This is a genomic window from Streptomyces sp. NPDC002580, from assembly GCF_042889485.1.
In the GTDB taxonomy this organism is placed as follows: domain Bacteria; phylum Actinomycetota; class Actinomycetes; order Streptomycetales; family Streptomycetaceae; genus Streptomyces.
On sequence record NZ_JBIAQZ010000007.1, the window covers coordinates 281950 to 295495 of the forward strand.

Genomic DNA, 13546 nt, shown 5'->3' on the forward strand with positions numbered 1-13546 from the left:
TGACGGAATCGACAGCGACTTCGAGGTGCGCACCTTGGCTTTCCAGATGCCGGACCGCGGCGGAGGCCCGACGGGGTCACGGATCAGAGTGGGCCGGCCGTCCCGGCGCGTCCGGGCCCTGCTCATGACACTGGGCGTGCTGGCCGTGCTGGCCATGACCTTCGTCATGTTCGCGGGGTTCTGGACGGACTGGCTGTGGTACCGCTCGGTCCACTACTCGTCGGTCTTCACCACCACCCTGTGGACCAAGATCGGACTCTTCTTCGTCTTCGGTCTGCTGATGGCGGCCGCGGTGGGCTTCAACATCTGGCTGGCCCACCGGCTGCGCCCGCCGCTGAGCGCCATGTCGATGGAGCAGCAGAGCCTCGACCGGTACCGCATGGGCATCGCGCCCTACAAGCGCTGGCTGCTGGTCGCGATCACCTCCCTGGTGGGGTTGATCGCCGGCGCGTCCGCCTCGGGCCAGTGGCGTACGTGGCTCATGTGGGTGAACGGAGTGCCCTTCCACCAGAAGGACCCCCAGTTCCACCTCGACGTGTCGTTCTACGCCTTCGACCTGCCCTGGTACCGCTTCCTGCTCGGCTTCGGCTTCGCCGCCGCCGTGCTCTCGCTGGTCGCCGCCGCGCTCACGCACTACCTGTACGGCGGTCTGCGGATCACCAGTCCGGGAGCGCGTGCCACGGCCGCGGCCACCGGGCACCTCTCGGTGCTCCTCGGTATCTTCGTCGCGCTCAAGGCGGTCGCGTACTGGCTCGACCGGTACGGGCTCGCGGTGAAGTCCAGTGACTTCAAGGCGACCGGCAACTGGACGGGCCTGAGGTACGTCGACGCGAACGCCTATCTGCCCGCCAAGACGATCCTGTTCTGCATCGCCGTCATCTGCGCGCTGCTCTTCTTCGCCACGTTGTGGCGGCGTACCTGGCAGCTGCCCGTCATCGGCTTCGGCCTGATGGTGCTCTCGGCGATCCTCATCGGCGGTCTGTACCCCGCGATCGTCCAGAAGTTCCAGGTCCAGCCGAACGAGCAGGCCAAGGAATCGCCGTACGTCGAGAAGAACCTCAAGGCGACCCGTGAGGCGTACGGGATCGACGGCACCGACGTGGTGCCCTACAAGGGATCCAGCGACACCGCGGACAAGGCCAAGCTCCGCGACGACGCCGACACGGTCGCCAGCATCCGGCTGATGGACCCGAACATCGTGTCGCCGACCTTCCAGCAGCTCCAGCAGGTGCGGAACTACTACGGCTTCCCGTCCAACCTGGACGTCGACCGGTACACGAAGGACGGCAAGGACCAGGACACCGTCCTCGGTCTGCGCGAGCTGAACCTCGCGGGCATCCCGAAGAGCAACTGGATCAACGACCACTTCCGGTACACGCACGGGTACGGCGTCGTCGCGGCCAAGGGCACCACGGCCGACAGCGAGGGCCGCCCGCTCTTCACCGAGTACGACCTGCCGTCCAAGGGCGACCTGGGCGATTACCAGCAGCAGATCTACTACGGCGAGAAGACCACCCAGTACTCGATCGTCGGCGGTCCCCAGAAGGAGATCGACTACTCCGACGACAGCGGTGAGAAGACCACCAGTTACAAGGGCAAGAGCGGCATCAGCCTCTCCAGCCCGGTCAACCGGGCCGCGTACGCCGTGGCGTTCGGCGAGCCGCAGATCATGTACTCGGGCGCCATCGGCGAGGGTTCGCGGATCCTCTACAACCGCACGCCCAAGGAGCGGGTCGAGGCGGTGGCCCCCTGGCTGACCATCGACGGCGACGCCTACCCGGCCGTCGTCGACGGGAAGATCCAGTGGATCGTCGACGCGTACACCACCACCAACGGGTATCCGTACGCCTCCCGTACGACGCTCGGTGACACGACGGCGGACTCGCTGACGGCGACCAACAACCAGCGTGCGGTGGTGGCCCAGCAGAACCAGGTCAACTACATCCGCAACTCGGTGAAGGCGACCGTCGACGCGTACACCGGCGACGTCAAGCTCTACCAGTGGGACACCGAGGACCCGGTCCTGAAGACCTGGATGAAGGCGTTCCCGAACACGGTGAAGCCGAAGGATTCGATCTCGCCTTCGCTGGAGGACCATCTGCGGTACCCGCAGGACCTGTTCAAGGTCCAGCGCGAACTGCTCACCCGCTACCACGTGAAGGACGCGCAGACGTTCCTGAGCGGCAGCGAGGTGTGGCAGGTCCCGGACGACCCGACCAACAACTCGGGCAGCGCCGTACCGCCGTACTACCTCAGCATGAAACTGCCGGGGCAGACCTCGCAGGCCTTCTCGCTGACGACGACCATGACACCGAACGGCCGTGACAACCTCAGCGCCTTCGTGTCGGTCAACGCCGAAGCGGGAACGGAGGACTACGGCAAGATCAGCGTCCTGAAGCTGCCGACGGGCAGAACCGTCGACGGACCGAAACGGGTGCAGAGCCAGTTCAACTCCGAGCCCGCCATCGCCGAGTCCATCAGGCTCCTCAAGGGCGGCGACTCGGAAGTCGAGTACGGCAACCTCCTGACGGTTCCGCTCGACGGGGGACTGCTCTACGTGGAGCCCGTCTACGTACGCGGTGGCGACCTCAAGTACCCGTTGCTGCGCAAGGTGTTGGTGACCTACGGCGGCAGTACGGCCTTCGAGCCCACGCTCGGGCAGGCGCTCGACAAGGTCTTCGGGGCGGAGAGTTCGACCACGCCACCGCCCGACGAGGGCACGAAGAACCCGCCCACGTCGAGCAACCCGACGGTCCAGGACGCGCTCGACGACGCCCAGAAGGCCTTCGACCAGGGGCAGGAAGCACTGAAGAAGGGCGACTGGCAGGCGTACGGCGAAGCGCAGAAGGATCTTGAGGACGCGCTGAAGCGGGCCGAGGACGCGCAGGCGAAGGCGTCGAAGGCCGGTGGCAGCCAGAGCGCCGACAAGACCGACGAGCCGGCCGACGGCAAGAAGGCCGACAAGGACGCCGACAACGGCGACGGCCCGAGCAGCAGTCCCAGCAGCAGCCCGAGCAGCGAGAAGAGCTCGGGAAGCGGCTGATCAGAGGCCACCCCGCGCCGTGGTACGGTTGCAACACAACGGCGCGGGGTGGAGCAGCTCGGTAGCTCGCTGGGCTCATAACCCAGAGGTCGCAGGTTCAAATCCTGTCCCCGCTACTGAAGTCGAAGGCCCGGATCCAGATCATGGATCCGGGCCTTCGACGTGTGCGGCGCCACGCCGGAGCGCCCCGGTGACCTGGCGACTCGTGTGAAGTGCCGCGACATGCGAGGGCAGTTGGGCTATCTGTGTTTGACTTGTCTCTCTGTGGGCATGTCGACAAAACGCCGAAGTGACTTCACTGGCTGCGGCATACCAGGTGTACCCAGGTTGCAGGTGGTGCGACGATGGACGTTATGGGGGACAAGGCAACTCTGTTGGATACAGGGCGGTTTGCGCAGCCTGCCGACTTTGAGCAGCCTGCGGATCTCACACAGCCTTCCGACCGGGACGAGACCGGTGAGGCTGCCGAGGAGGCGCGCCAGTGGTCGGCGGCCGAAGCCGGCGACGTCGAGGCGATGAGCGTCCTCGGGGCCATGCTGTTGCGCCGCGGCGATCTCGACGCGGCCGAGTCCCATCTGCGCGCGGCCACCGCCGCCGGCGACCGCGCGGCCGCCAACAACCTGGGTGTCCTCCTCTATCAGCGCGGGTACGCCGACGAGGCCGCCGGATGGTGGCGGATCGCGGCCGTCGCCGGCAGCGCGGCTGCCGCGCACGCGCTGGGCCGGCACCACCGCGAGCGCGGTGACGAGCCCGCCGCCGAGTACTGGCTGCGCCAGTCCGCCGAACAGGGCCACGCCCTCGGCGCGTACGCGCTCGCCGACCTGCTGGAGCACCGCAGCGACGTGGGCGCCGAGCAGTGGATGCGGGCCGCCGCCGAGCGCGGACACCGCGAGGCCGCGTACCGGCTGGCGCGCACGCTCGACCGGAAGGCGCTCGACTCGGGCCAGGCCGTCGCCGACAACGGCGTCATCGGCGCCGCGGGGCAGGCCGCCGAGCAGTGGTACCGGCAGGCCGCCGCGCGCGGGCACCGCAGGGCCGCGCTGCATCTCGGGGCGATCCTGGAGAAGCGGGGCGATCTCAAGGAGGCCGGGCGCTGGTATCTGACGTCCGCCAAGGACGGGGAGGCGCGGGCCGCGTGCGCGCTGGGCTTCCTGCTGCGCGACGCCGGGGACCCCGAGAGCGCCGCCGTCTGGTGGCTGCGGGCCGCGCAGGACGGGGACGGCAACGCCGCCAACGCGCTGGGTGCACTGCACGCCGAGCGTGGTGAGACGCAGACCGCCGAGCGGTGGTACCGCGAGGCGATGGACGCGGGCGATGTGAACGGCGCGTACAACCTCGGACTGCTCTGCGCCGAGCAGGGCCGGACCGCGCAGGCCGAACAGTGGTACCGCAGGGCCGCGTACGCCGGTCACCGGGAGGCCGCGAACGCCCTGGCGATCCTGCTGCTCCAGGTCGGTGACGCGGCCGGTGCCGAGCCGTGGTTCTCCAAGGCCGCGGAGGCCGGGAGCGTGGACGCCGCGTTCAACCTCGGCATCCTGCACGCCGGACGCGCCACCGACGGCGACGACGCGGCGGCGCTGCGCTGGTACGAGCGGGCGGCCGCCGCCGGGCACACGGAGGCGGCGCTGCAGGTCGCCATCGCGCGGTTGCGGGAGGGCGACGAGGTGACGGCCGAGCGGCACCTGCGGTGCGCCGCGGGAGGCGGCAGCGCCGAGGCCGCCTACCGGCTCGCGGCCGTGCTCGACGCCCGGCGGCCACCGGCGCCCGCGCACGAACTCGGCGAGCCCACGCAGGAGAAGAGCGAGTGCGAGGAGTGGTACGAGCGGGCCGCGTCCCAGGGACACCGGCGTGCGCAGGTGCGGGTCGGGATGCTCGCCGCGGCGCGGGGCGACGTGGTGGAGGCGGCCCGTTGGTACCGGGAGGCCGCCGAGGCCGGGTCGCGCAACGGCGCCTTCAACCTCGGGCTGCTGCTGGCCCGGGAGGGCAGCGAGCCGGAGGCGGCGCTGTGGTGGACCCGCGCGGCCGACGCGGGACACGGGCGGGCGGCGCTTCGGCTGGCCCTCGTGTACGCGCGGCGCGGGGAGCTGGCGGAGGGGCAGCGGTGGGCCGACCGGGCCGTGAGCCTGGGACCCGCCGAGGTCTCGGAGCGCGCGGCGCGGCTGCGGGACGCGCTGCGGGAGGAACTGTCCGCGTGACGGCGGCGGCCCGGGGCGTGGGGATCTCCCCGGGGCGCGCCACGAGCTGAGCGGGTCGGGTTCCGCCGCGGAGGGCGTGTCCCCGCTCACGGCCTCCCGTTCCGTCCGGAGACCGCAGCCTGGCGCGCGGGGCCGCTGACCGGCGCTGTCGATCAAGGGATTTGCACGGGCCACGGAGTTGACGTACTGTTCAGTTCATCGACGCGGGGTGGAGCAGCTCGGTAGCTCGCTGGGCTCATAACCCAGAGGTCGCAGGTTCAAATCCTGTCCCCGCTACTGAAGGCCGAGGGCCGGAATCCGAAAGGGTTCCGGCCCTCGGTGCGTTCCCGGGGTCCGGCACGGAACGCGGCTGCGAACAGCGAATCGTGTGCGGTGGCCCGCGGGTAGCGGCGGTGGCGGGCGGTGGCGGTGGCGGGTGGCCGGCGGGACCGGCAGCGGAAAGCCCCGGGCGCGCTCGGCGGGCCGGGGCTCTCGGGTGCGGGCTTTCGTGCTGCCGCCGAGGCTGCGCTACGCGGCGGCGCAGTTCGGGCAGACGCCCCGGTAGGTCACCTCGACGTCGGAGACCGTGAAGCCGAAGCGCTCCGATTCGGGGAGATCGGCGAGTGGGTTGCCGGCCGGGTGGACGTCGCGGATCGCGCCGCACCGGGCGCAGACCAGATGGTGGTGCGGACGGTGCGCGTTCGGGTCGTACCGCTTGGCGCGCTTGTCCGTGGCGACTTCCAGCACCTCGCGGAGCGAGACCAGCTCACCCAGCGTGTTGTAGACGGTCGCCCGGGAGATCTCGGGCAGCTTGGCCACGGCCAGGGCGTGCACCTCGTCGGCTGTCAGATGCACGTGTTCGCCGTCGAGGACCTCGGCCACGACACGTCGCTGCGCGGTCAGCCGCCATCCGCGTTCGCGCAGTCGTTCCAGCAGGTCACTCATGCAGGTCACCCTAACAGCCGTCGAACCGGACCCTGAATGGGTGTTAATTTAGAACCTGTCTTGACTTGGATGTTGTGGATCACGGGTCGGGCTCGACGCCCCTCGAGGGTGGGCCGGTCTGGAGGGGCGGGCGGCGGGCCGGCTTCCCCGGGGTGTGGCCCCGGGGAAGCCGGCCCGCTCGTGTGCTCAGGCCGGCACGTTCTGGCGTGCCGGTGCCCAGCGGCGGATGATGTCGCGGACCGAGACGATGCCGACCGGGCCGTTCCCGTCGAGCACGATCAGGTGGCGGAAGCCGCCGTGCGACATCGCGGACGCCGCCTCCTCCAGGGTCCAGGAAGGCGCCGCGAAGACGACGTCGGTCGTGGTGTGGCCGCAGGCGGTCTCGGTGTCCGGGTTCTGGCCGTGGGCGAGGGAGTTGAGGATGTCGCGCTCGGTGAGGATGCCGAGGCCGGAGGAGTCCTCGTCGAGGACCACCGCCGCGCCGACCCGGCGCGCGGACATCAGACGGGCCGCCTGGCGGAGGGTGTGTGTCGGGCCGATGGTGAGGACCACGGTGCTCATGGCGTCGCGGACGAGCATGGGCTGGAGCCACCTCCTTGGTGATCCGCCGGCTCCCCGGCTCCTCGACGGAGCGCAAAGAGAAGCGGTTCACAAGTTCACAAGTGGGGGAGCTCTCAGGGTCGCAGTTAAAGAGAGGGTCAACAAGAGGGCGTGTGCCGCGAGTTCGGGGCGCCCGAGGAGCACTCAGCAGTCCCGGACCGGCCGGGACCGCTCAGGAGTCGCTTCAGTACCGCTGGTTGAGATAGCCCAGCATCTCGTCGTGGAGGAGGCCGTTCGACGCGGCGGCGTTGCCGCTGTGCGGGCCGGGGCGGCCGTCGAGGCCGGTGAAGGAGCCGCCCGACTCGGTCACCACGATCGCGGTCGCCGCCATGTCCCAGAGCGACAGCTCGGGTTCGGCGCAGATGTCCACCGAGCCCTCGGCGACCATCATGTACGGCCAGAAGTCGCCGTAACCGCGGGTGCGCCAGACCGCTTTCGTGAGGTCGAGGAAACCGTCGAGACGGCCCTGGTCCTCCCAGCCGGACAGCGAGGAGTACGCGAAGGACGCGTCGGACATCCGCGAGACGCTGGAGACCCGCAGCCGGGTCGCGGAGGACAGGCTGCGGCCGGTGAACGCGCCGTGGCCCTTCGCCGCCCACCAGCGACGGCCGAGCGCGGGGGCGGAGACGACGCCGACGACCGGCTGGTAGCCGCCCTCGCCCGCCTCCATCAGGGAGATCAGCGTGGCCCAGACGGGGACCCCGCGGACGTAGTTCTTGGTGCCGTCGATCGGGTCGATGACCCAGCGGCGCGGGCCCGTGCCCTCGATGCCGTACTCCTCGCCCAGGATCGCGTCGCGCGGCCTGGCGCGCTGGAGATGACCGCGGATGAGTTCCTCGGCGGCCTTGTCCGCCTCGCTCACCGGGGTCATGTCCGGCTTGGTCTCGACCTTGAGGTCGAGCGCCTTGAACCGGTCCATCGTCGCGGCGTCGGCGGCGTCCGCCAGGACATGGGCGAGGCGCAGGTCATCGCGATAGTCGGGCATGACCGAACCGTATCTGCCCGCGTCGGGACGGGGCTACACAGGACCGGGGATGATCGCGGCGCCGACCGGAGCGGACCGGTGCCGGCCCGCTCCCGCCGCGGGCGGGGTCCCGGGGCGACCTCGCGGGGGCGCGGGTCCGCTCCCGGCGGCGTACGGCTTTCGGGTGCCCGCCACCCGGAAGCCGCCGCGAACCCTTGACAGTGCCCGCGCACGAGTCAAATCTGGCTGCAGAGTCGCTCGCCCGGGGAGGCGATGGTGCCCGCAGCCCGAGAATCCCTCTTGGACGCCGCCTACACGGCGCTGGCGCGCCGGGCGTGGTCCGCCGTGCGGATGGTCGACGTGGCCGCCGTGGCCGGGGTGTCGCGCCAGACGCTCTACAACGAGTTCGGGAGCAAGGAAGGACTCGCGCGTGCCCTCGTACGGCGGGAGGCCGACGCCTATCTCGCCGGGGTCGACCGGGCGCTCGCCGCTCACACGGACGCGCGGGAGCGGTTGGTCGCGGCCGCGGAGTGGACCGCCTCGGCGGCGCGCAGCAACGCGCTCGTGCGGGCGATGCTGACCGGATGCTGGAGCGATCGGCTGCCCTCGCCCGCGCTGTCGGCGGTGCCCTCGTCGTCGGCGGTGCCCGCGCAGCGGCGCGCGGACGGGCCCCTGCCCTCGCCCGCCGACTTCGTGGCGCTCGTCCGCGACCGCGCGGTCGCCGCTCTCGTCATGTCCAGGGCGGACACCCCCGAGGCCGCGCGGGCCTGCGAACTGGTGGTCCGGCTCGCCCTGTCGGGGATCGTGGCGCCGCCTGCCCGGGGCGGGGTCACCGGGCTGGTCAGGGCCGCGCTCGCGCCGCCCCTGCGACTCGGGGTCTGAGGCCGACGCCGGGACGCGTGCTCAGTGCGCCGACCCGGACAGCTGGAGCCCGATGACGCCCATGATGACCAGGCTGATCGAGACGATCTTCAGGACGGAGACCAGGTCGTCGAGGAAGATCATGCCGTAGATGGCGGTACCCGCCGCGCCGATGCCGGTCCACACCGCGTAGGCGGGACCGACGTCGAGCTTCTTCAGCGAGAGGGTCAGCAGACCGAAGCTGCCTAGGGCGAAGACGCAGAAGGCGACCGTGGGCCAGAGTCTGGTGAAGCCGTGCGAGAGCTTCAGGCAGACGGCGAAGCCGGTTTCGAGCAGTCCCGCCACAACGACCAGCAGCCACGCCATGTCTTGTCCTCCCACGTCCGCACGTCGACTGCTTCGGCTGGCCCGATCCGGCTCGGTGCGATTATGCATTCACCGGCCGGGAGAAGCCCTTACCGACGGCGGGGGCGCGCAAACACCCGGGACACAGGTCGCCCTCACGCCGGGGCCCGGCGGGCGGCCTCAGTCGCCGTCGCGGCGCTCCCGGGTGGCCAGCAGCCGACGCAGCGAGTACAGCCGCTGCGGGTCCGCGTGACCGTCCGTCACCCACTGGTCCAGCGCGCAGTCCGGTTCGTCGTGGCTGCACGCCCGGGGGCAGCCCTCGGTACCGGGTTCGAGGTCGGGGAAGGCGTGGATGACCCGGGACGGATCGACGTGGTTCAGGCCGAACGAGCGGACGCCCGGGGTGTCGACGACCCAGCCGCCGGCGCTGCCCGCCAGCGGCAGGGCCAGCGCGGAGGTGGTGGTGTGCCGGCCGCGTCCGGTGACCGCGTTGACGTGGCCGGTCGTCCGGCGCTGTTCGGGCGGCACCAACGCGTTCACCAGGGTCGTCTTGCCGACGCCCGAGTGGCCGACGAACGCCGTGATCCTGCCGTCCAGTTGTTCGCGCACCAGGTCGGCGGCGGCCTCGCTGCGCAGCTCCTCGCGGCTGGTCACCACGTACGGGATGTCCAGCGCGCCGTACAGCTCCAGGAACTTGTCCGGCGGAGCCAGGTCCGACTTCGTCAGCACGAGCAGCGGGGTCAGACCGCCGTCGAAGGCCGCCACCAGACACCGGTCGATCAGACGGGGGCGCGGCTCGGGATCGGCGAGGGCGGTGACGATGGCGAGCTGGTCGGCGTTGGCCACGACCACCCGCTCGTACGGATCGTCGTCGTCGGCGGTGCGGCGCAGCACCGAACCGCGCGGCTCGATGCGCACGATGCGGGCGAGGGTGTCCTTCTCGCCGGACAGGTCGCCGACGATGGCCACCCGGTCGCCGACGACGGCGGCCTTGCGGCCCAGTTCGCGGGCCTTCATCGCCATCACGACGCGGCCCTCGACGAGACAGGTCAGCCGGCCGCGGTCGACCGTGAGGACCATGCCCCCGACGGCTTCCTCGTGCTTGGGGCGGATGTTCGTACGCGGACGGTTGCCCTTGCGGTTCGGCCGCTGGCGGATGTCGTCCTCGTCGGTGTTCTTGCTGTAACGCCGCATGATCCCAGGTCCGCCCGTCAGTTCCCGAGCATTCCGGTCCACAGGTCGGGGAAGTCCGGCAGGGTCTTCGCCGTCGTCGCCACGTTCTCGATCTGGACGCCTTCCACCGCCAGCCCGAGGATCGCGCCGGCCGTCGCCATGCGGTGGTCGTCGTACGTGTGGAAGATGCCGCCGTGCAGCCGGCGCGGCCGGATGTGCAGGCCGTCCGCGGTCTCGGTGACGTCGCCGCCGAGTTCGTTGATCTCCTTGGTGAGCGCGGCCAGCCGGTCCGTCTCGTGCAGGCGCAGGTGGGCCACGCCCCGGAGTGTGGAGGGGGAGTCGGCGAGGGCCGCGACCGCCGCGATGCCCGGGGTCAGCTCACCGACCTCGCCCAGGTCCACGTCGATGCCGTGGATCGCGCCCGAACCGGTGAACTCCAGTCCGGCCTCCGTCAGTTCGCAGGAGCCGCCCATCTCGGTGAAGATCTCCCGCAGCCGGTCACCGGGCTGGGTGGTGTGCGCCGGCCAGTCGGGGACGACGACCCTGCCGCCGGTCACCAGCGCCGCCGCCAGGAACGGCTGGGCGTTCGACAGGTCGGGCTCGATGATCAGGTCGCGGCCGAGCAGCGCGCCCGGCGTCACCCGCCAGACGTTCGGCTCGCCGCCCGACTCCGGCGTGTCCACCTGGGCGCCGACCGCGCGCAGCATGTCCACGGTCATCCGGATGTGCGGCATGGAGGGGAGGGTCGAGCCGGTGTGCCGGACCTCGACGCCCTGGTTGAAGCGCGGGGCGGAGAGCAGCAGGGCGGAGACGAACTGGGAGGACGAGGACGCGTCGATCTCCACCGGACCGCCGTCCAGGGCGCCGGTGCCGTGCACCGTGAGCGGCAGCGCGCCCCGGCTGTCGTCGTCGATCCGGGCGCCGAGCAGGCGCAGCGCGTCGATCACGCCGTGCAGCGGACGCTCGTACGACCGGGGGTCGCCGTCGAAACGGACGGGACCGTCGGCGAGCGCGGCGACCGGGGGCAGGAAGCGCATCACGGTGCCCGCGTTGCCGACGTCGATCGTGGCCGGGCCGCGCAGGCCCGAGGGGATGACCCGCCAGGCCTCGCCGGAGGCTTCCGGGCCGGCCGCGACGGTCGAGCTGGAGGCGACCGTCTCCTCGATGCCGACGCCCATCGCGCGCAGCGCGCCGGCCATCAGCAGGGTGTCGCGCGAACGCAGCGGGCGGCGCAGCCAGCCCGGCTCGGAGGCCAGCGCGGCGAGCACGAGGGCGCGGTTGGTGACCGACTTGGACCCCGGCACGTGAACCGTCGCGTCGACGGCTCCGCTTGCGTGCGGGGCGGGCCAGAGGGCGGTGTGGGCGGGGTTCGCGGTCATGGGCCCCACTTTAGTGGCAGGGCGCCGGGCGGCCCGCGGGTCCGTCACCGTCGGTGACGCCCGCCGGGGGAGCCGCACGGGAGGTGTCCCGGGAGCACGCGGGACGTACACGGCACGGCTCGGTGCCCTCCACGCGACGGCCCGCGACCCATCGCCCGGCCACGCGCCACCCACAGGCGGCGATCGGCGAGGCGCGGCCCCTCGGCGATTTGCCCGGTTCGGAGGTCCGGTGGTCCGTGGCGCCCGGCGGCGGCCAGTGCGCCCCCCACCCTGTCGACGCGTCGCTCACGACCGGGCGTTCGGCGAGGCGCGGCCCGGCGGCACGCCCGGTTCGGAGGTTCAGCGGGCCGTGGCCCGCGGCCGATCGCTCCGGCTGTCCCTCGCTCACGGCCGGTGGCCCGTGGGCCGTGGCGTTCAGCCGCGGCGGCCGCGGCCCGCGGCCCGGCCCCCCGGTGAACCGTCGCTCACAGCCCCAGCAGCCACCGGCCGCCGCCCATCAGGGAGCACAGCGACACGGCGTGGAAGAGGAACAGCCACAGGCCGGCCGGTACGTGTGTCAGCCGGGACAGCTGGTCCGCGTCCGAGTCGCCCGCGTTGCCCCGTGTCCGCTTGGCCTGGAGTTCGAAGGCCGGGCGGACGCCGCCGAGGAGCAGGAACCACACCACGGCGTACGCGAACGCGGCCTGCACCTGGGGTCCGGCGAGCCAGGACACGAGCAGGAAGGTGCCGCCGGTGATGACCACGGTGAGCGCGCCGTACGCGTTGCGGATCATCACCAGCATGGCTATCAGCAGGGCCGTGGCCACCCACAGCAGCAGGGTGATGTGACCCGCGCCGAGCAGCGCGGCGCCGCCGAGCCCGAGCAGCGGGGGAGCGGTGTAGCCCGCCGCCGCCGTCAGGATCATGCCGAGACCGGTCGGCTTGCCGCGGCTGACGGTGAGGCCACTGGTGTCGGAGTGCAGCCGGATGCCGCTGAGGCTGCGCCCGGTGAGCAGCGCAACCAGGCCGTGGCCGCCCTCGTGCGCGATGGTGATCGCGTTGCGGGAGACGCGCCAGACGCCGTGCGGGACGATCGCCGCGAGGGCCGCGACCATGGTGGCGATCACCACCCACAGGTCGGGGTCGGGCTGGCTCCCGAAGACCTCGTCCCAGAGGGAGGCGAGCGAGGCCAGCGAGGTCGATGCGGTGCTGTCCATTGTCGGCGGTGGCTCCCTCTCGTGACGCGGAATCTGGCAGTGTGGCACGTATGTGCGGACGGTATGCAGCCAGTCGTGGACCCGAGGATCTCGCAGCAACCTTTGAGGTCGAGAAGTGGGATCCCGAGGAGACCTTGGCACCCGACTACAACGTGGCCCCGACCAAGGAGGTCTACGTCGTCCTCGACCGCCCTGTGAAGGACGCGGACAGCCCGAGACCGGTTCGCCAGCTGCGCAGACTCAAGTGGGGACTCGTCCCGTCCTGGGCCAAGACGCCCGAGGGCGCCGCCCGGATGATCAACGCCCGCGCCGAGACGGTGCACGAGAAGCCCTCGTACCGCCGGGCCTTCGCCACCCGGCGCTGCATCGTCCCCGCCGACGGCTACTACGAGTGGGTCACCGGCGGCGCCGAACGCGAGCTGGAGGTCGAGGGCAGGAAGAAGCGGCCGCGCAAGCAGCCGTACTTCGTGACGCCGGCGGACGGCTCGGTCTTCGCGATGGCGGGACTGTACGAGTTCTGGCGGGACCGGACGCTTCCGGACGAGCACCCGCTGGCCTGGTGGGCGACCTGCTCGGTCATCACGACGGAGGCGGAGGCGACGCCGCTCGCGGTGGCCCTCGCCGAGGGGCCGCGCTCGCTGGCCGACATCCACCCCCGGATGCCCCTGATGCTCACCCCCGACCGCTGGGACAGCTGGCTCGATCCGTCCCGCACGGACCCGGACGAGGTCCGTGACCTGCTCGCGCCGCCGCCCACCGGACTGATGCGCGCGTTCCCCGTCTCCACGGCCGTCAGCAACGTCCGCAACAACGGACCGGAGCTGCTGAACGAACTGGAGGGGCCCGAGGAGGGCACACTCTTCTGA

The 13546-nt window shown here is 71.5% G+C and carries 11 protein-coding genes and 2 tRNA genes; 6 read left to right on the forward strand and 7 right to left on the reverse strand.

Annotated elements, in window-relative coordinates; all coding sequences use genetic code 11:
- The first annotated feature begins 46 nt into the window (after positions 1-46).
- The 4 genes from ACFYW7_RS22820 to ACFYW7_RS22835 all read left to right on the forward strand — a co-directional run bounded on the left by ACFYW7_RS22820 (position 47) and on the right by ACFYW7_RS22835 (position 5514).
- A complete protein-coding gene (locus tag ACFYW7_RS22820) occupies positions 47-3043 on the forward strand; it encodes a UPF0182 family protein (protein WP_389505578.1) in 2997 nt (998 codons plus the stop codon).
- 42 nt (positions 3044-3085) lie between these two features.
- A tRNA-Met gene (locus ACFYW7_RS22825) sits at positions 3086-3159 on the forward strand.
- A gap of 228 nt (positions 3160-3387) precedes the next feature.
- Positions 3388-5238 carry a tetratricopeptide repeat protein gene (locus ACFYW7_RS22830; RefSeq protein ID WP_389505147.1) on the forward strand — a complete coding sequence of 617 codons (1851 nt, stop codon included), beginning with the start codon at positions 3388-3390 and terminating at the stop codon, positions 5236-5238.
- Between the two features lie 202 nt (positions 5239-5440).
- Positions 5441-5514, forward strand: a tRNA-Met gene (locus ACFYW7_RS22835).
- 231 nt (positions 5515-5745) lie between these two features.
- On the opposite strand, the gene ACFYW7_RS22840 is transcribed toward ACFYW7_RS22835, so the two are convergent.
- The 3 genes from ACFYW7_RS22840 to hisN form a co-directional block, all read right to left on the reverse strand.
- The gene (locus ACFYW7_RS22840) at positions 5746-6162 is read right to left on the reverse strand and encodes a Fur family transcriptional regulator (RefSeq protein WP_389505149.1); all 417 of its coding nucleotides are present in this window, start codon (positions 6160-6162) and stop codon (positions 5746-5748) included.
- A gap of 186 nt (positions 6163-6348) precedes the next feature.
- A complete protein-coding gene (locus tag ACFYW7_RS22845) occupies positions 6349-6741 on the reverse strand; it encodes a cyclic nucleotide-binding/CBS domain-containing protein (RefSeq protein ID WP_389505151.1) in 393 nt (130 codons plus the stop codon).
- Positions 6742-6946: 205 nt separating this feature from the next.
- Positions 6947-7747 carry a histidinol-phosphatase gene (gene hisN, locus ACFYW7_RS22850; RefSeq protein ID WP_389505153.1) on the reverse strand — a complete coding sequence of 267 codons (801 nt, stop codon included), beginning with the start codon at positions 7745-7747 and terminating at the stop codon, positions 6947-6949.
- A 252-nt stretch (positions 7748-7999) separates the two neighbouring features.
- Here hisN and ACFYW7_RS22855 point away from each other — a divergent pair, with 252 nt between their 5' ends.
- A complete protein-coding gene (locus tag ACFYW7_RS22855) occupies positions 8000-8608 on the forward strand; it encodes a TetR/AcrR family transcriptional regulator (protein ID WP_389505155.1) in 609 nt (202 codons plus the stop codon).
- A 21-nt stretch (positions 8609-8629) separates the two neighbouring features.
- Here the strand turns inward: ACFYW7_RS22855 and ACFYW7_RS22860 are convergent, their stop codons facing one another.
- The 4 genes from ACFYW7_RS22860 to ACFYW7_RS22875 form a co-directional block, all read right to left on the reverse strand.
- Positions 8630-8953, reverse strand: coding sequence for a DMT family transporter (locus tag ACFYW7_RS22860; RefSeq protein WP_389505157.1), 324 nt, complete (start codon positions 8951-8953; stop codon positions 8630-8632).
- 159 nt (positions 8954-9112) lie between these two features.
- Complete coding sequence (gene rsgA, locus ACFYW7_RS22865) at positions 9113-10126, reverse strand: ribosome small subunit-dependent GTPase A (protein ID WP_389505159.1); 1014 nt, start codon at positions 10124-10126, stop codon at positions 9113-9115.
- Positions 10127-10143: 17 nt separating this feature from the next.
- Positions 10144-11484 carry a 3-phosphoshikimate 1-carboxyvinyltransferase gene (aroA, locus tag ACFYW7_RS22870; protein ID WP_389505161.1) on the reverse strand — a complete coding sequence of 447 codons (1341 nt, stop codon included), beginning with the start codon at positions 11482-11484 and terminating at the stop codon, positions 10144-10146.
- A gap of 464 nt (positions 11485-11948) precedes the next feature.
- On the reverse strand, positions 11949-12680 hold the full coding sequence (locus tag ACFYW7_RS22875) for a M50 family metallopeptidase (protein ID WP_389505163.1): 732 nt from the start codon (positions 12678-12680) through the stop codon (positions 11949-11951).
- Between the two features lie 50 nt (positions 12681-12730).
- On the opposite strand from ACFYW7_RS22875, the gene ACFYW7_RS22880 reads away from it, so the two are divergent.
- Positions 12731-13546, forward strand: coding sequence for an SOS response-associated peptidase (locus ACFYW7_RS22880; protein WP_389505165.1), 816 nt, complete (start codon positions 12731-12733; stop codon positions 13544-13546).